The following is a 17,508-nucleotide window of genomic DNA, read 5'->3' as shown; positions in this document are numbered from 1 at the left end:
CGTATGTCGTCCTGGTCCCTTGCCGCCGGCAGCAGGATGCGGAACCGGGTTCCCCGCTCTCCCGTGTGGCAGCCGATGATGCCCTCCATGTCATCAATGAGCTGTTTTACGATACTCAGTCCGAGTCCACTGTGGCCGGCGCCCTTGTCCGAAGGCACCGGCAGGAATAGCCGTTTTTGCACCGCTTCGGGCAGGCCCGGCCCGTTGTCCTCGATCAGCAGTTCCACCCACTGCCGGCCGTTCTGCCAGACCGGCGCCGTCGTGGTCAGGTTAATCTGCCCGCCATTGCTCAAACTTTCAACAGCGTTTCGGGTCAAATTGATGATGACCTGGCGGACTTTAGCCCGGGCGCAGGCCAGGCGTGTCGATCGGCTGCTCAGGGTCAGCTTGCAGGTGACCTTGTGATCGCGGAACAGGCTGTCCTCGAAAAGCTCATTCAGAGCCCGCAGCTCATCGTTCAGCACGGCGCCGTCTTCGCCCTCACGCTCGCCAGGATGGGCCTCGCCCATCTGCACCAGCAGGTTGCCGGCGCGCTCCAGCTCGTCGCGGATAATGTCCAGCTCCTCCCGCACCTCGTCGCTCTCGAGCCTGCCCCGAAGCTGATAGATGTACTGCCGGATGATGGTCAGCGGGTTGCTTATTTCATGGATCTGGCGGCGGATGTTGTCAAGGATGATGGCTTCACCCAGTTCGGCGCCGGCCTCGGCCCGGCTAGCCTGGCGCTGTCCCACCAGTTGCGCCAGCCGTCGGGCAAAGAGCTGCGCAAGCTCGGTCACCGAGCGCTGGTCCGCAGGCTCCAGCCCCACTATGAAGACGCCGTGGCAGTGGTCGCCGGTCACCACCGGCACCGCCATCAGGGTGCTGCTATGGAGCAGGCCCAGCAATTGCTGGTCCAGTACCGACAGCTTGTCCGGCTCGGCCTGCAGCAGCAGACGGTCTCGGTGACTCCGGGTCAGCACGCTGAGCGCCGGCGCCACGGTGACGCTCATGGCCGGGCATTCGCCCTGGCTGGTGGCCAGCAGTTTGAGATGATCCTGGCCGGCCGCAAAGAACAGTGCCGGGCAGCTGGTGAGCAAGGTCAGGTTGCTGACGGTACTGGCCAGCATTTCCGCCACGGTGTTGTGATGACCGGTAAAGGCCAGGGACTGGTCGGTCATGGCGTGACACACCACCACCCGGCGCAGGGTCTGGCTGGCCTGGTCGCCGCTGTAGTGGGCATCCAGAGTGACGCCCAGGGACTGCGCCAGGCTGGCCACCTCGTGGTTGATCCGCAGGCAGATTTCCCGGGTCAGATCCTCACTGATGCCGAACACGGTACCGGCCGCCGCTACGCCGGCGGCGTCAGCCTGGGCCAGCCGGGTGGACAGGTTGATCAGCTTCACCAGGTGGGCGGCGTCACGGATGCCCACCGGCGGCGCCTGCTGGAAACGGATGGCATCGGCCGCCATGGGCCCCAGGCCCCAGGCCAGCGCAAACCGGGCTCCGATATCCGCCTGCTGGTTGAGGGCCTCCTGTTGGCGTTCGCCGGGTTCCAGCTTGAGGGCGATCAGCTCGCCGATGTTGTGGACCATGCCCAGCATGAAGGCTTCGTCGGCGGAGGGATAGCGGGTCAGGGTGGCGAGGGCCTTGGCGGTGAGGGCGGTGGTCAGGGAGTGGCGCCAGAAGTCACGGAGCTGCTGCCACTGGTCGGCGCCGAGGTCGAACAGCAGCTGGCGCAGGGCGGCGGTGAGGATCAGGGTCCGTATACGGTCGGTGCCAAGTCGCAACAGCGCCTGCTCCAATGAACGGACTTCGCCGGGGCGCCCGTACAGGGACGAATTGGCAAGCGCAAGCACCCGGGCAACCAGGGCGGTATCAGTGGCAATGATATCGCTTATGGTCCGGTAGCTGTCTTCCTGCTGACAGGCCTCCAGGGCACGAAGGGTCACCTCCGGCAGACTGGGGAGCTGGGTGTCTGGCGAAATCTGCATCGGATTACCGGTCATTTTATATGACACGTCTTTCATGAATACGGATACGGCTCTGAGCTTAGTCAATAAATGCGAGTTATTAAATATTTATTGACGGAATTTTAAGCAAACTATAGGTCGGTTGTGCATTATTTAGCATTATTTGGCAATTTGCCCTGCAGAACGACCTGGCAGAGCAGTCAGACCTGTCGTTTTTGTGGTTATACAGTCGTCCGGGAATCAGGCTACACTAGCACGGTTCCAGGGAGTCTGTTTGGCCGTTATCGCGGGCCGGCGCCGTTACCGAATTGATCAGGCAAGATGGGTTCATGAAGGATTCGAAACCTGTTGTGCATCAGCCACGTGTTATTGCCATCACCGGGGGCAAGGGCGGTGTTGGAAAAACCTCGGTGGCCCTGAATCTTGCCCTGACCCTGGCCCGGGAGGGTCAGAAGGTGCTGTTGCTGGATGGCGACACTGACCTGGCCAACATCAGCGTCATGCTGGGACAGTACCCTAAGCGCACCCTGGCGGACTTTATCGAACAGCGCTGCGGCCTTGCCGATACCCTCATGGTGGCTCCTTTCGGCCTGGATATCATTCCCGGCGCTTCCGGCGTGCAGCAGTGCATGGACATGGCGGCCGGTGACAGCTTCGAGCTGTTGCGGGCCCTGGGCGAGCTGGAGCGGGGCTACGACTACATCCTGATCGATACCGCCGCCGGCCTGCAGCCGGTAGTGCTGCACATGATTGCCGCCGCCGCCATGGCCTGCGTGGTGGTGACGCCGGAACCCACCTCACTGACCGATGCCTTTTCGCTGATCAAGGTGCTGCAGCGGCGCGGCTATCGCCGCATTCCTAGCGTATTGGTGAACATGGCCCAGGGCGCCAGCCAGGCCCGGTCGGTTTTCCAGCGCTTTGCCACCGCGGTGCATCGCCATCTCAACATCCAGCCCCATTATCTGGGCGCGATCTGGCGTGACGAGACCCTGCGCCAGGCGGTACTGAACCAGCGGCCGGTGGCACTGATGCCGGAATCCGATCCCTCGTGCCGCCAGTTCCGGGTACTGGCGGATATGGTCAAGGTCCGGCTGGAGCAGTTGCCCGCCCGCAAGGCCGGCATTGCCGCCTACTGGCACCAGGTGGCCCGCAAGGCCCGCAGCCGGGAGATCCCGGCGGCGATGCCGGCAGCCGCAAAACACGAACCCCCGCTCGAGCAGGATGAGGCCCGGTTGCCGCCGGCCCAACGGGCTCGGCAACTGGTGGACCGGCTCGGGCAACTGCTGGCGGAGGAGAATGCTGCCCCCATGCTGCGTTACGAGGCATTTACCGCCTGCTTTGCCCTGTTGGGGTGCACCATGGATGAAGACGCCATCGAGATTATCCAGACCGGCCTGGCAGCCCTGAACTGGCAGGCGCTTGATGCCCGCCAGCGTCAACACATGGCCAGTCATCTGCGCCACCTGGCGGACGAGATCGCGCCGCCCGCCACCGGGCCGGAACCGGCGCCCGCCGAGCCCGAGCCCCGCTACGACCAGATCATCTTCGGCGACCAGGAACGGCTGCTCAAGGCCATGCGGGAGCAGCCGGTGGATGTGTCCCTGGACCGCTTCCTCAAGGCCCTGGCGGACAGGTCGGGATAACCCGCCGGCGCGCCGCTGGCTGGACGTGTCGCCTGGGCTGGCGTGTCAGAAGGGGCCAGTCGTGGGTTATCCTTGTGACCGGGTTTTGCAGGTTTGTGTCTTTTTCTTGCTGTATGTCACCCCTCTGTCATTGGCCTTGTGCCACCATTACCGGGCGTGTCTCCAACGCCGCGGGCCATGGCTTTTGGCCCCCGGTTCGTGACCTGGTTTCGGTCAGGTGGAATCCTGGCCTGTTAGTTGCATTTGCTCAATGGTAGTAACAGCGGTAGCGACCGTAACGACGCCAGGCAGTGTGGGGTGACTGCGTGGAGGTTTCTGTGCGCAGGGCATGCCCAGGGAAGGCCGGGCCCGGTGGACCACGGGGATATCCCGCCTGTGGGCGAGTCGCCGGCATTCAGGGATTGGATGGTAACTATCAGAGAAGGAGTTCCAGAACATGGCAACACAGTACCAGGGCTCGGCGGAGCCAACGTCACGCGTCCTCAGCCAGTTGCGTGGCAAGCAAGTGCTGATCACCGGCACCAGCGGTTTTCTCGGCAAGGTGGTGCTGGAGAAACTGATGCGCGCCGTGCCCGACATCGGCGGCGTGCACCTGCTGATCCGCGGTAACGCCCGCCACCCGAATGCCCGCGAGCGCTTCATGAACGAGATCGCCGGCTCCTCCGTGTTCGAGCGTATGAAGCTGGAGGATGGCGACGCTTTCGATGACTTCCTCGAGCATCGTCTGCATTGCGTCACCGGTGAAGTGACCGAGCCCATGTTCGGCATGCCCCGGGAGCGCTATGAGGCGCTCACCCGGGACGTGGACGCGGTGATCAACTCCGCCGCCAGCGTGAACTTCCGGGAAGAGCTGGACAAGGCCCTGGCCATCAATACCCTGTGCCTCAACAACATCGCCGCCTTCGCCAGCGCCGGCGGCGGTCTGCCGGTCATCCAGGTATCCACCTGCTACGTCAACGGCAAGAACGCCGGCCAGGTCCATGAGCAGGTGATCCGTCCCGCCGGTGCCGAGATTCCCCGCAGCCAGGACGGCTACTACGAGATCGACGACCTGCTGCGCCTGCTGCAGGACAAGATCGCCGATGTGCGGTCCCGCTATGCCGGCAAGACCCTGGAGAAAAAGCTGGTGGAGCTGGGAATCCGCGAGGCCAATCACTACGGCTGGAGCGACACCTACACCTTCACCAAGTGGATGGGCGAACAGCTGCTGATGAAATCCCTGCAGGGGCAGTCGCTGACCATCCTGCGGCCGTCCATCATCGAGTCCGCTCTGGAGGAACCCGCGCCGGGCTGGATCGAAGGGGTCAAGGTGGCGGACGCCATCATCCTCGCCTATGCCCGCGGCAAGGTCACACTCTTCCCCGGCAAGCGCAGCGGCATCATCGACGTCATTCCGGTGGATCTGGTGGCCAACGGCATCATCCTGGCGCTGGCCGAAGCCCTGGCGGAACCCGGGCGCCACCACATTTACCAGTGCTGCAGCGGCTCTGCCAATCCCATCCGTCTGGGGGAGTTTATCGACTACCTGATGGAGGAGGCGCGGAACAACTACGCCGACTATGAGCACCTGTTCTACCGCCAGCCCACCAAGCCGTTCATCGCCGTGGGCCGGGGCCTGTTCGATGCGGTTATTGGCGGCGCACGCCTGCCACTGTCGATGCTGGACCGGGCGCTGAAACTGGCTGGCCAGACCCGCGAGCTGCGGCTGCTGCGCAACATCGACACCACTCGCTCGCTGGCCACCATATTCGGCTTCTATACGGCGCCGGATTACGTTTTCCACAATGAGCAGCTGATGTCCCTGGCGCAACGTTCAGGTCCGGTGGACCAGGCACTGTTCCCGGTGGACCCGCGCCAGATCGACTGGGCCACCTACCTCAGGAAAATTCACCTGGCCGGTCTCAACCGCTACGCCCTGAGTGAGCGCAAGCTCTACCGCCTCAAAACCCAGAAAGTGCGCCAGGCCGCCTGACCGGACCGGACCCGGCAGCGTCCTGCCGCCGGGTCCGCTTTTCCCCCTGTCGTTGCCCTCTCTACCCCGGACGCGATCGCTCACCTGACGGTCTTTTCACCGTCTGTTTTCCGGATTTCCGGAACCGGTCCGGAGGTCTATGCTTGAGAGTGGGGCCGCGTGACGCGCGGCCAGCTGCATGCTCCGAATTGTGTGTTTAATTAGGACGTTAGTCTAATTCATCGGTTTGTGCCGGGCGTGTTGAACTATAGGGATATTTTTCTGGAGAGGGCCTAGGCCCCGATATCCGACAGGATTCTAACAACTAACAACTCAAAATTAGGGGGAGCACAATGACTCACAAGCAGGTTTATCCGGTCAAGCCGGAATTTTCCAAGCGAGCATTGATCAACCAGCAGCAGTACCAGGAGATGTACCGTCAGTCCGTGGACGACCCGGAAACCTTCTGGGGTGAGCACGGCAAGCGCCTGGACTGGATCAAGCCTTTCTCCAAGGTGAAGAACACCACCTTCGATTACGACAATCTCTCCATCAAGTGGTTCGAGGACGGCACTCTGAACGCTGCCGCCAACTGTCTCGACCGTCACCTGGAGAAGCGCGGCGACCAGACCGCCATCATTTTCGAGGGCGACGATCCCTCCGTATCCCGCAATGTCACCTACCGGGAACTGCACGCCGAGACCAGCAAGTTTGCCAACGTGCTCAAGTCACTGGGCGTGAAGAAGGGCGATGTGGTCACCATCTACATGCCCATGATCGTGGAAACCGCCGTGGCCATGCTGGCCTGCGCCCGTATCGGCGCCATCCATTCGGTGGTGTTCGGCGGCTTCTCGCCGGAGGCCCTCGGTGCCCGCATCGAGAACGGCAAGTCCCGCTACGTGGTGACCGCCGATGAAGGTGTGCGCGGTGGCCGCAAGATTCCCCTCAAGAAGAACGTCGACATGGCCCTGTCCAGCGGCAAGGTGCCCAATGTGGAAAAGGTGGTGGTGGTCAGCCGCACCGGTGCCGACGTGCCTTGGGACGACAAGCGCGATGTACGCTATGACGATCTGATGCGGGATGCCCTGGAGGAGTGTCCGCCGGAGCCGATGAACGCGGAAGACCCGCTGTTCATGCTCTATACCTCCGGTTCCACCGGTGCCCCCAAGGGGGTTCTGCACACCACGGGCGGCTACATGGTGTACGCCTCCATGACCCACCAGTACGTGTTCGACTACCAGGACGGCGACGTCTACTGGTGTACCGCCGACTTTGGCTGGGTCACCGGCCACAGCTATATCCTGTACGGACCGCTGGCCAATGGCGCCATCACCGTACTGTTCGAAGGCGTACCCAACTATCCGGACACCTCCCGCATGGGTCAGGTGGTGGACAAGCACAAGGTCAACGTGCTCTACACGGCCCCCACCGCCATTCGCGCCCTGATGGCCGAAGGCGAGTCCTGCATGGCGGGCACCAAGCGTGACAGCCTGCACCTGCTGGGGTCCGTGGGCGAGCCCATCAACCCGGAAGCCTGGGAATGGTATTACCGGGTGATCGGCAACGAGAAGTGCCCCATCGTCGATACCTGGTGGCAGACCGAGACCGGCGGCATCCTGATTTCCCCGCTGCCCGGCGCCACCGATCTCAAACCGGGTTCGGCCACCGTGCCCTTCTTTGGTGTGCAGCCGGCCGTGGTGGACAACGACGGCAATATCCTGGAGGGGGCCACCGAGGGCAACCTGGTGATGCTGGACAGCTGGCCGGGCCAGATGCGCACCATCTACGGTGACCACGAACGCTTCAAGCAGACCTACTTCAGCACCTACAAGGGCATGTACTTCACCGGCGACGGTGTGCGCCGTGACGAAGACGGCTACTACTGGATAACCGGCCGGGTGGACGATGTCCTCAACGTGTCCGGCCATCGCCTGGGTACCGCCGAGGTGGAGAGCGCCCTGGTGGCACACAGCAAGGTCGCCGAGGCCGCCGTGGTGGGCTACCCCCACGACATCAAGGGCCAGGGTATCTACGTCTACGTCACCCTGGTGCACGGTGAGGAGCCCAGCGAGGAGCTCAAGAAGGAACTGATCCAGTGGGTGCGCAAGGAAATCGGCCCCATTGCCTCACCGGACGTGATCCAGTGGGCTCCCGGTCTGCCCAAGACCCGTTCCGGCAAGATCATGCGGCGGATCCTGCGCAAGATCGCGGCCAACGAGCACGACCAGCTTGGCGATACCTCCACCCTGGCGGACCCGGGTGTGGTGGACGAGCTGATCAAGCATCGCGCCAAGCCCAAGTAAGCATTACAATGGCGTGAAAATGACTTGCAAGGAAACGACCGGATGGCCCAACAGATAATCATCGCCGATGATCACCCCCTGTTTCGTGCTGCACTGAAGCAGGCGGTGAATCAGGCAGTGCCGGATGCCAAGACCGTGGAGGTCGAGAGCATCAAGGCGTTGCAGGCGGCGGTGGAATCCCATCCGGATGCGGATCTGGTGCTGCTGGATCTCAACATGCCGGGTGCGCACGGGTTCTCCGGGCTCGTGTTCATGCGCGGGCAGTACCCGGGGCTGCCGGTGGTGGTGGTTTCCGGGTCGGAAGAACTGCAGGTCATGCGCCGCTCGATCGATTACGGGGCCTCGGGGTTCATCCCCAAGTCGGCGCCGTTGCCCACCATCACCCAGGCCATTCGGGATGTCCTGGGTGGTGATGTCTGGCTGCCGGAAGGCGTGGCGGAAAAGATCGAACGCCTGCAGGGCGATACCACCGACTTCTCCGACAAGCTGGCGTCCCTGACGCCGCAGCAGTTCCGGGTGCTGGGCATGCTGGCGGAAGGCCTTCTCAACAAGCAGATCGCCTACGACCTGGATGTCTCCGAGGCCACCATCAAGGCCCACATCACCGCGGTGTTCCGCAAGCTCGGGGTGCGTAACCGTACCCAGGCGGTCATTGCCATCCAGCAGATGGAAATCGACCCGGCTGACACCTCGCTCTCCGGTACCTGACCGGCCCGGTCAGTCCTTTGCTCCCGGTTCAGCGCTGGCCTGGCGGTCTGACCAGAGCGCCTGCCATCCCGCCCTGCCCAGGCCCCTGAGCCTTCGGATATTGTTGCGGTAAATCTCGTCCGGATCCGTCATGCGCTCCACCGCCCAGGCCACGCTGTTCTCCCGCAGCAGGTGCAGGATGGGGTAGGGCGAACGGTTGCTGCAGTTCTCCACATCCTCTGGCTCGGTACCGGCAAACCGGTATTGGGGGTGGAAACTGGCGATCTGCACAACGCCCTCAAGCTCCAGCGCCGCCAGTACCTCGTCCGCCACCGCCAGAAAGTCATTGAAGTCGCCGAAATCCAGCAGGGTTCCCGGGTGAATCAGCAGCGTGGTCTCCCGGGTCTGTTCCGGCAGGGCCACCAGCGCCTGCAGCTGGATCATCAGGTCTTCCAGCAGTTCGTCCGGGCTGGTGGCCGCCGACACCTCGAAGTGGACCCGCCCGGCCTGGTAGGGCGCGCGGGCGAAAGGGCAGAGGTTGAGGCCGATCACGGCTGTCTCCAGCCAGTGGCGGGTGGCTTCGATGTGGCTGTTGTCTTGCAAGGTCGTTGGCCCGGTGAAAATGAGTGGCCTATGTTAGACGCTTGCGGGGCCGCCGTCTCGCCGCAGGCCGCTACCCATGCGGGTTAATGAAAATTTGATACAGATGTACCGTAAACCACGCCCCTTTGGCAGAGGAAGCTTGCTTTCGTAAATCTGAACACCCTTATCTTTTGTCTTGATAAATCGATATTTAACAATGAGATAATCGATTCTTCAGGCGCGGTCACAAAAATTTTATGGAATGATCATTGTTCTTTCATCAGTCATTGTTTAAATTCAGCGCACATATGTACGCTGAAATTTGGAGGGTGAACGATGAATGCCGCCGTCAATGCCGATGCCCTCGGCCAGCCCGGTTTTGGTCAGCCGGACGAACGTGAGATCAGGGACCGCATGCGCCGGGAGTTGCCGGCGGATACCTTCAAGGCGCAAAGCTGGCGGGTGATATGGTTTCTGCCCCTGCAGCTGGTTATCTGGGGTGGTCTGGCCACCATACTGACCGCGGGGCTGGCCTGGTACTGGAACCTGCTGCTGGCGCTGGTGGTGGGTCACACCATCGGCTCCCAGGCCCTGTTGGCTCACGAGGTACTCCATGGCGCCCTGGGTATGAGCAAACGCTGGCAGAACCTGTTTGGCTGGCTGGGGTTCGGGCCGCTGATCGTGCCGCCGGAGTTCTGGCGCAAATGGCACAACGTGATTCACCATGGCCACACCAACATGGGGGATGCCGATCCGGACAGCTTTGGTACCATGCGCCGCTACCGTGCCGACCCCAAGCAGAAGAAGTTCACCCGTCTGGCGCCGGGTTCGGGCACCTGGTTCAGTTACCTGTTCCTGACCTACTCATTCACCTTTCACGCCCAGCTTGTACTCTGGCTGCAGGCGCGCCGGCGCAAGCAGTTCCGTGGCTTCAACCGACGCAAGGCGATCGGGCAGTCGCTGCTGTGTGTCGCTGCCTGGGCCGGCCTGGCGGTGCTGTCGGGTCCGCTGGCCATTTTCACGGTGGTGATCCCGTTCATGGTGGCCAATGCCCTGGGTCAGGGGTATATCCTCACCAACCATTTCCTGCGCCCGCAAACCGCCACCAACAACCCCCTGGACAATTCCATGAGCGTGCGGACCTTGCCGCTGCTGGACCGGCTGCACTATCGCTTCAGTCACCATGTGGAGCATCATTTCTTTCCCAAGATGGCGTCCAACAAGGCGCCCAGGGTGAGGGCTTGGCTGGAGGAACATTACCCGGAGCGGTATGTGGCGCCCAGCCACTGGCAGGCGCTCAGGCTGCTGTACAGCACCCCGCGGGTCTATGGCACGCCCACCGAGCTGGTGGATCCCAACGACCCGGAGCGCCGTTTCGACCTGTTGCCGCTGCAGCGGGCCATGAGCACCGCCGCCCGACACGGGTGAAAGCGGAAATCGGGGTCAGATGAAGGCTTTCATCTGACCCTCAGGTTGTTCTACTCGGCCGGCACGAACTCCAGCCGACCGGGGGCCACCCGGATATCCATCGGCACCATGCCGAACAGGCGCTGGCCCAGATCGTTTTCGTCCAGTCGGTAAACCGGGGTATTCTCCAGCATCGTGGCCAATACCCGCATGACGTTGTCAGTCACAGGCTTCAGGTCGCCCCTGAACATCGGGGATTCGATGCGGCTGTCCAGCAACTGCAGGCGTCGCAGGTAGATGGCCTTCTCCTCGCTGTCGTAGACCGGGGCTCCTTCCACCTTCAGCACGATGTCCACCGGCAGTCGGGTCATGAGCACGTTGACCGAGACCTGGCCCGCCAGATCCAGTACCGCCACGTCCCGGCCGTCCGGCCCCAGGGTGACGTCGGCATCGTCCAGTGCCACACTCAGCGGTGATCCGGCCCTGAGCTGCTGGCGGTCAAAATCGGCGATCACGGTCTGCAGGCGACTCTCCAACGTACTTTCACTGATTGAGTAGGGCGAAAGGCTGGCGCAGCCTGACAGGGCCAGAACGGCGACCAGGGTGAGATGGCGTAAGTGTGACATGGAAGACCTCCTTGGAACCTCGCTGTATCCTGCGTCATGGCCCGAGCCAGGGCAAGCGCGAAGTTATGACAGGAGATCGTATGCGAACCCCCAATGAGCAGGACCGGAGCCGGATCCGTGGTATTGCTTTTGATCTGGACGGCACCCTGGTGGACTCGGCCCTGGACTTCAGCGCCATCCGCCGCGAACTGGGCTTCCCCGAGGGGGTCGGGCTGCTGGAGCATATCGAAACCCTCAGCGACAGTGCGGCGGTGGCCCGGGCCCATGCCGTCATCAACGAACACGAGATGCGGGGTGCCGCCCGTGCCAGCTGGATGCCGGGCGCCCGCAGCCTGCTGGAAGCCCTCAACGAGGCCGGTCTGCCCACCGCCATTCTGACCCGCAACAGCCGGGCCGCCACCCGCCGCACCTGTGAGGCGCTGGATATTCCCATCAGCCGGGTGCTGACCCGGGACGACTGCGCCCCCAAGCCGAACCCGGAGGGCCTGCTGCGCATTGCCCGGCATTTCGGCCTGGCGCCGGTGCGGATGATGTACGTGGGGGATTTTATTGACGACCTGACGGCCGCCAAGCGGGCGGGCATGGCCGGCTGCCTGTACCGGAACCCGCGCAATCGCGCCTTCGTGGCCGATGCCAGCTACGTGATCGACCACTTCAAGCAGCTTGCCGTCCTGGCCGGCTGAGGGCCGGCCTATTCATTTTCCGCGGTGGCGCTGACACGTAGCTGGCGGTCCTCGTCGAAGATCGCGTGAATCAGGATGGGCTGGCAACAGACGTAGCAGTCCTCGACGTATTCCTGATCGTCCACGGCAGGGTCGATGGCCAGCTCCAGCGGCTCCCAGCAGTAGGGGCACTGGATACTCGCTGTGTCCATGGCCGGCATGCTCACCTCCTTTCAGGCAAGGCCCCGGAACGTCGAACCACTGACTCAGAACTTCTGCTTCGCCATCCAAGGGATGATTCGGTCAAACGCTTCCTCGATGGTTTCCACTGAGGCCGAGAAACTGAACCTGAGGGCGTTGGTGGTGTGCTCGCCGAAGGCGTCACCCGGCACCACGCAGACCCCGGTTTCCTTGAGCATCCGCAGCGCCAGGTCGGAGCCGTCCACATGCCGGGGCAGGTCCGGAAACGCGAAAAAGGCGCCACCGGGGGTGTAGCCGGTCATATGAGGTGTCTGGTTGATCAGCTCGACGATGCGGTCCCGCCGCTCCCGGTAGATTCCCACCATGTCCCGCACGCACTGCTGGTCGCCGGTCAGCGCCGCCACGCCGGCAAACTGGGAGGGGGTATTGGCCACCGAGGTGGTGAACATGTGGTAGCGGCGCAGCGACTTGATGGTGGCCTGGCTGGAAATGACCCAGCCCACTCGCAGACCGGCCATACTGAAGGTCTTGGAGAAGCTGCTGATGCACATGATGTTGTCCAGGTCGACACTGCACCGCAGCACGCTGGCGTATTCCTCGTCGTCCAGGATCAGGTGGTCATAGACCTCGTCACTGAAGACCTGGATACCCCGGTAGGCACACTCCTCGACAATGGCCTCCACCGTGCTGCGGGGGTAGACCGCACCGGTGGGGTTGTTGGGCGAATTCAGCACTATGGCAAAGGTGCGCGGCCCCATGGCCTTGATGACCTCGTCCGGGTCGAGCTGGTGGTTGTTCTCGATCCGCGTGGGCACGAACTTCACCTCGCCGCCGTTCATGCGGATCAGCGGTGCGTACAGCAGGAAAGAGGGATCGGTGACGATGAACTGCCGGCCCGGCGCCGAGGTGGCGGACAGCGCCAGGTACATGGCCTCGGTGGCGCCACTGGTGATCAGGATGTTGTCCCGGGTCAGCTTGCGATCGTAGCGCTTGCTGTAATAGTCCCGCAGGGCCACCAGCAGCTCCGGCAGCCCGGCGTCCATGGTGTAGCCGGTCTGGCCGGCATTGAGGGCATCGATGTAGGCGTCGATAATGTGCTTGGGAGTGGGCAGGTCCGGCTGGCCGATGGACAGGTGAATGACGTCCTTCATGGTGGCCGCCAGGTTCACCATGCGGCGGATGCCCGGCACCGGGATAGCCTGCATGGCGGGATGCCAGCGCGCTTTGGTCTTGCGGTACTTGATCTTCTTCGGCGCACTCTGTCCGTTCGGGTTTGCGGCCTCTGACATCGAACTCTCCTCCCAAGCAAAGCGATAGAACCACCACTGCAGGTTAGTGCCTAAGACCGGGGCTAACAAGGCAGCGCACCCTCTTTTGTCCGCCTTGTATCCAATGGTCTTAATGCCCATGCCAAGTTGACCACTGCCGGGTCTGGAACCAGACTGAGGGATGGCTTTGCGCCCGACATTCATCCTGCAGAACAAGAGGCCGTTATGACCCGTTCCGAATCCTCTCCCATCGTGACCGTCCTGACCGCCCCCGGCGAGCCCGAGCCGCCCGGCATGGATGCCCTGCGGGCCCGGGCCCGGGTGCGGTTTGCCTCCGACGAGCAGAGCCTGCGGGAAACCCTGCCGGGCACCCGGGTCATGATGGTGACGGATTTCCGGACCGAGGCGCTGGAGGCGGCCTGGTCAAAGGCGGACCAACTGGAGTGGATTCACGCCACCAGCGCCGGCGTGGATGCGCTGATGTTTCCGGAGCTGATCGAGGGCCCGGTCAAGGTCACCAACGCGCGGGGCATCTTCGACCGCAGCATTGCCGAGTACGTGCTTTGCACCATGCTGATGTTCAACAAGGATTTTCCCACGTCCCTGCGGCTGCAGATGAACCACCGCTGGAAGCACCGAGACACCGAGCGCGCCGAGGGCCAGCAGGTGCTGGTGGTGGGCGCCGGTTCCATCGGGCGACAGATCGCGCGGCTGGCCAGCGCCATCGGCATGGTGCCCCACGGTATTGCCCGCCGGGCCCGCAGCGATGACCCGGACTTTGCCGCCGTACACAGCAACGAGCAGCTGATGGATCAGTTGGGCAACGCCGATTTCGTGGTGATTGCCGCACCCCTGACGCCGCAGACCGAGGGGCTGTTCGATCAGAAGGCCTTTGCCGCCATGAAGGAAAGCGCCCGGCTGATCAACATTGGCCGGGGTCCCATCGTGAAGACCGATGACCTGGTGCAGGCCCTCAAAGACGGCAGCATTGCCGGTGCCGGTCTGGACGTGTTCGAGGAGGAGCCGCTGCCCGGGGACCATCCGCTGTGGGATATGGAGAACGTCATCATGACCGCCCACATGGCCGGCGACTTCATCGGCTGGCGGCGGGCGCTGACCGATCAGTTCCTGGAGAACTTCGACCGCTGGCTGGCCGGCGACGAACTCTTCAACCAGGTGAACAAATCCCTGGGCTATGCCGCCAGCTAGCTCGTCAGCACTGTAAAACCCGCTGTCCGCCGGCTCCGCGCAGGCTTTTCCCGCACAGGGCCAGTCCTCAGCCGAGCCGGCCGAGGACCGAGTCGCCGATGGCCCGGGTCTGGCGGCGCTCGCCGCCATGCTCCGCCAGGTCAGCCGCCACGGCATCGTACAGCTGATTGCCGGCCCGCAGCAGGGCCGGGTCGCGGCGTCCCAGCCAGATCAGCATGCGGGCCGTGGTGAACAGCATGGCGGTGGGGTCCGCGAGGCCTTTGCCAGCGATGTCCGGGGCGCTGCCGTGGGTGGGTTCGAACATGGACGGCAGGTTCGGGTCGGTGGGGTTGAGGTTGCACGACGGTGCCACCCCCATGCCGCCGGACAGCACCGCCGCCAGATCCGTCAGTATGTCTCCCTGCAGGTTGCTGGCCACCACCACATCGAAATGCCAGGGGCTCTGCACAAACTTCATACAGGCGGCGTCCACCAGCTCGTGGTGGGTGGCCACATCCGGGTACTCCTCGGCGATCTCCGCGAAGGCCTCGCTGTACATATCGCCCCAGTAGCGCAGGGCGTTGCGCTTGGTTACCAGGCAGACCTGGCTTTCGCAGGTGCTGCCGTCCAGGTTGGTGAACTGGCGGGGGGTGCCGGCGCTGGCTCTCTGCAGGGCCCGTTCACGGGCCTGGTCGAAGCCGTAACGGATGATCCGGTCGGTGGCGCGGCGGGTGAACACCTCCATCTGGGTGGCCACCTCCTCCGGCGTACCCTGGCGCAAGCGGCCGCCCTGGCCGACGTACTCCCCCTCGCTGTTCTCCCGGATCACCAGCATGTCGATGTCCCGCGCGCGCGCGTCCGCCAGGAACTGGCGGGCGCCCGGCAACAGTCGGGCTGGGCGCTCGCAGACCCATTGGTCAAAACCCTTGCGCATCTGCAGCAGGGGCGCCAGCGAGACGCTGTCCGGCAGCAGGTAGCGGTTGGGGTCGTCCAGCGGCCCGGGGTCGCCCAGGGCGCCCAGGAGGATGGCGTCGTAGGCCCGCAGCTGGGCCAGGGCATCGAAGGGCATGGTTTCGCCGTGTTGCTGGTGCCACGCGTGCGAGGGCCAGGGGAAGCGGGTCCATTCCAGCGCCAGCCCGAGCTGGTCCCGCAGCGCTTCCAGGCAGCGGACGGCCTCGTCCACCACCTCAGGGCCAATACCGTCGCCCGGCGTGACGGCTATGCGAGTGGGCTGTGACATGGGCTCTCCTCAATGAACGGGGCTTGCGGGTGGTTGATTGCCACAGTGTAGTCACCGTAATCAACATAGTCACAATCCTGGTTTGCGGGTTGCGGCAGGCTGTCTATAGTATGTGGAATATGTAAGGTTGTTTTTGCATGGATGCGGACCTTGGTGTCATATCGAACGCGCTGAAGCGAGGTTTTTGTGTCATTTCCGGAACAACTTTTTGATGAAAGCAAATGTGGCGATTGTGCCTGCGGTGAGGGCCTCGACTTCAAGTTTACCTTTGCGTTCCAGCCCATCGTGGATATCACGGACCAGTCCGTGTACGCCCATGAGGCCCTGGTGCGGGGGCCGGAAGGAGAGAGCGCCTGGAGTGTCCTGTCCAGGGTGAACGCGAAAAACCGGTACACCTTCGACCAGATCTGCCGGGTCAAGGCGGTCAAGCTGGCCGCCCGTCTGGGCATGGACACTTACCTGAGCATCAATTTTCTCCCCAATGCGGTCTACCAGGCCGAGACCTGCATTCGTACCACCCTGGCGGCGGCCAAAACGTACGAGTTCGACACCAACAAGCTCATCTTCGAGCTGACCGAAGGCGAGGAACTGGCGGAGGCCGAGCATCTGGTCTCCATCATCGAGGCCTACAAGCAGATGGGTTTCCAGGTGGCCATCGACGATTTCGGTGCCGGTTACTCCCGGCTCAATGTGATGATGGCCAGCCCGCCCAACATCCTGAAAGTGGATATGGCCCTGATCCGTAATATCGACAGGGAGCCCAACAAGCAGGCGGTGGTCAACGGCATCATCACTATGATGGAGCAGCTTGGGGGCCGGATCGTCGCCGAGGGTGTTGAGACGGTCGCCGAGTTCGCATGGCTGCGGGCCCGGGGTATCACCCTCTATCAGGGCTACCTGTTCGCCCGACCCGGTTTCGAGACCCTGCCGGCGCCGGTCTTTCCCGAAATCCACTGACGGCCGCCGGCCGTCATCAAGGAGCGTTCGTGGTCTATCGCATCGTGACCCTGGTGGGCGCCGTCCTCCTGGTGGTGTTGCTGTTCTGCCTGCTCTGGCTGATGTGCCGCCGCTTTCTGGCCTACCAGGACGCCTCCGGTGATCTGTCGGACCGGGCCATGGTGCTGGCCACCTGGACTTTTGCCGGCATTGCGGTGGGGCTGGTGTTCGCCGTCATCGGGGCTTTTGTCGCCGGCCCCTGGGCCTTCTACCGCACCCTCCGCTCCCAGGGGTATGTGGCGGTGTCCGACGCCGGCGCCATCGGCTGGGGCCTGGCTATCGTGACCGTGGCCCTGGTCCTCACCACCAGTGCCGGCCTTTTGCTGCTCTATTCCGTGGGGGCCTTCTAGCCGCCTTTTCCCGTCATGACGAATCCGCACTGCCGGCGACGGCCTGCAACTGCCGGCGGAACCAGATCAGCGCCGGTTCCTTCTCGTAGGGCTTGTGCCAGTATAGATGAACGTCGATACCGGGCAGCTCCGCCGGAGGCGACAGCAGGGTGATGCCAGCGCGCTCGGCGATCAGCCGGGCGTAGGTTTCCGGCATGGTCAGCAGCAGATCCGTGTTCTCCACCACCCGGCAGGCGGCGTAATAGTGCTGACAGCGCAGGCGGATATTGCGCTGCACCCCCAGCCGCGACAGCTCGAAATCCTCGATACCGGGTCCCTCGCTGCGGGAGGACACCAGTACATGGCGGGCGGCCAGGTAGTCGGCCATGGTCAGGCCGCCCCGGATCAGCGGGTTGCCGTTGCGGGCGATCACCACCAGGCGGTCCTTGCGCAGCAGTTCGTGGGCGGTCTGGTCG

16 protein-coding genes are annotated in these 17,508 nt (G+C 63.3%); 9 read left to right on the top strand and 7 right to left on the bottom strand.

The window, feature by feature from the left end; genetic code table 11:
* Positions 1–1,970: HDOD domain-containing protein (locus R3280_RS11740; protein ID WP_318998794.1), on the bottom strand; the 1,970-nt coding region annotated here is incomplete at its 3' end.
* Between the two features lie 308 nt (positions 1,971–2,278).
* Here R3280_RS11740 and R3280_RS11735 point away from each other — a divergent pair.
* The 4 genes from R3280_RS11735 to R3280_RS11720 all read left to right on the top strand — a co-directional run bounded on the left by R3280_RS11735 (position 2,279) and on the right by R3280_RS11720 (position 8,554).
* A complete protein-coding gene (locus R3280_RS11735) occupies positions 2,279–3,592 on the top strand; it encodes an AAA family ATPase (protein WP_413468773.1) in 1,314 nt (437 codons plus the stop codon).
* 436 nt (positions 3,593–4,028) lie between these two features.
* On the top strand, positions 4,029–5,564 hold the full coding sequence (locus tag R3280_RS11730; RefSeq protein WP_318998792.1) for a fatty acyl-CoA reductase: 1,536 nt from the start codon (positions 4,029–4,031) through the stop codon (positions 5,562–5,564).
* 332 nt (positions 5,565–5,896) lie between these two features.
* Complete coding sequence (gene acs, locus R3280_RS11725; RefSeq protein ID WP_318998791.1) at positions 5,897–7,846, top strand: acetate--CoA ligase; 1,950 nt, start codon at positions 5,897–5,899, stop codon at positions 7,844–7,846.
* Between the two features lie 42 nt (positions 7,847–7,888).
* Positions 7,889–8,554, top strand: coding sequence for a response regulator transcription factor (locus R3280_RS11720; protein WP_318998790.1), 666 nt, complete (start codon positions 7,889–7,891; stop codon positions 8,552–8,554).
* Between the two features lie 9 nt (positions 8,555–8,563).
* Here R3280_RS11720 and R3280_RS11715 read toward each other — a convergent pair whose 3' ends face one another.
* Positions 8,564–9,136, bottom strand: a complete 573-nt coding sequence (locus tag R3280_RS11715; RefSeq protein ID WP_318998789.1) for a DUF1415 domain-containing protein — start codon at positions 9,134–9,136, stop codon at positions 8,564–8,566.
* 315 nt (positions 9,137–9,451) lie between these two features.
* Here R3280_RS11715 and R3280_RS11710 point away from each other — a divergent pair, with 315 nt between their 5' ends.
* Positions 9,452–10,543 (top strand): fatty acid desaturase family protein, encoded by a 1,092-nt coding sequence (locus tag R3280_RS11710; protein WP_318998788.1) that lies wholly within the window; start codon positions 9,452–9,454, stop codon positions 10,541–10,543.
* Positions 10,544–10,593: 50 nt separating this feature from the next.
* Here R3280_RS11710 and R3280_RS11705 read toward each other — a convergent pair whose 3' ends face one another.
* Positions 10,594–11,148: a DUF1439 domain-containing protein gene (locus R3280_RS11705; protein ID WP_318998787.1), complete on the bottom strand. Its 555-nt coding sequence runs from the start codon at positions 11,146–11,148 to the stop codon at positions 10,594–10,596.
* Between the two features lie 80 nt (positions 11,149–11,228).
* Between R3280_RS11705 and R3280_RS11700 the strand changes: the two genes are divergently transcribed.
* Positions 11,229–11,831 carry an HAD family hydrolase gene (locus R3280_RS11700; protein WP_318998786.1) on the top strand — a complete coding sequence of 201 codons (603 nt, stop codon included), beginning with the start codon at positions 11,229–11,231 and terminating at the stop codon, positions 11,829–11,831.
* Between the two features lie 8 nt (positions 11,832–11,839).
* Here the strand turns inward: R3280_RS11700 and R3280_RS11695 are convergent, their stop codons facing one another.
* Positions 11,840–12,031 carry a CPXCG motif-containing cysteine-rich protein gene (locus R3280_RS11695; RefSeq protein ID WP_318998785.1) on the bottom strand — a complete coding sequence of 64 codons (192 nt, stop codon included), beginning with the start codon at positions 12,029–12,031 and terminating at the stop codon, positions 11,840–11,842.
* Positions 12,032–12,076: 45 nt separating this feature from the next.
* The gene (locus tag R3280_RS11690; RefSeq protein WP_318998784.1) at positions 12,077–13,300 is read right to left on the bottom strand and encodes a pyridoxal phosphate-dependent aminotransferase; all 1,224 of its coding nucleotides are present in this window, start codon (positions 13,298–13,300) and stop codon (positions 12,077–12,079) included.
* A gap of 204 nt (positions 13,301–13,504) precedes the next feature.
* Between R3280_RS11690 and R3280_RS11685 the strand changes: the two genes are divergently transcribed.
* Positions 13,505–14,488, top strand: a complete 984-nt coding sequence (locus R3280_RS11685) for a D-2-hydroxyacid dehydrogenase (RefSeq protein WP_318998783.1) — start codon at positions 13,505–13,507, stop codon at positions 14,486–14,488.
* A gap of 67 nt (positions 14,489–14,555) precedes the next feature.
* Here R3280_RS11685 and R3280_RS11680 read toward each other — a convergent pair whose 3' ends face one another.
* Positions 14,556–15,707 (bottom strand): isocitrate/isopropylmalate dehydrogenase family protein, encoded by a 1,152-nt coding sequence (locus R3280_RS11680; protein WP_318998782.1) that lies wholly within the window; start codon positions 15,705–15,707, stop codon positions 14,556–14,558.
* Positions 15,708–15,893: 186 nt separating this feature from the next.
* On the opposite strand from R3280_RS11680, the gene R3280_RS11675 reads away from it, so the two are divergent.
* Complete coding sequence (locus R3280_RS11675; protein ID WP_318998781.1) at positions 15,894–16,664, top strand: EAL domain-containing protein; 771 nt, start codon at positions 15,894–15,896, stop codon at positions 16,662–16,664.
* 29 nt (positions 16,665–16,693) lie between these two features.
* Complete coding sequence (locus R3280_RS11670) at positions 16,694–17,053, top strand: hypothetical protein (protein ID WP_318998780.1); 360 nt, start codon at positions 16,694–16,696, stop codon at positions 17,051–17,053.
* A 13-nt stretch (positions 17,054–17,066) separates the two neighbouring features.
* Here R3280_RS11670 and R3280_RS11665 read toward each other — a convergent pair.
* Positions 17,067–17,508: LysR substrate-binding domain-containing protein (locus tag R3280_RS11665; protein ID WP_318998779.1), on the bottom strand; the 442-nt coding region annotated here is incomplete at its 5' end.

It is taken from the genome of Marinobacter sp. (assembly GCF_033722195.1).
Classification (GTDB): Bacteria; Pseudomonadota; Gammaproteobacteria; order Pseudomonadales; family Oleiphilaceae; genus Marinobacter.
Note: the sequence above shows the minus strand (reverse complement) of the source record. Positions and strands in the feature narration are given on the sequence as shown.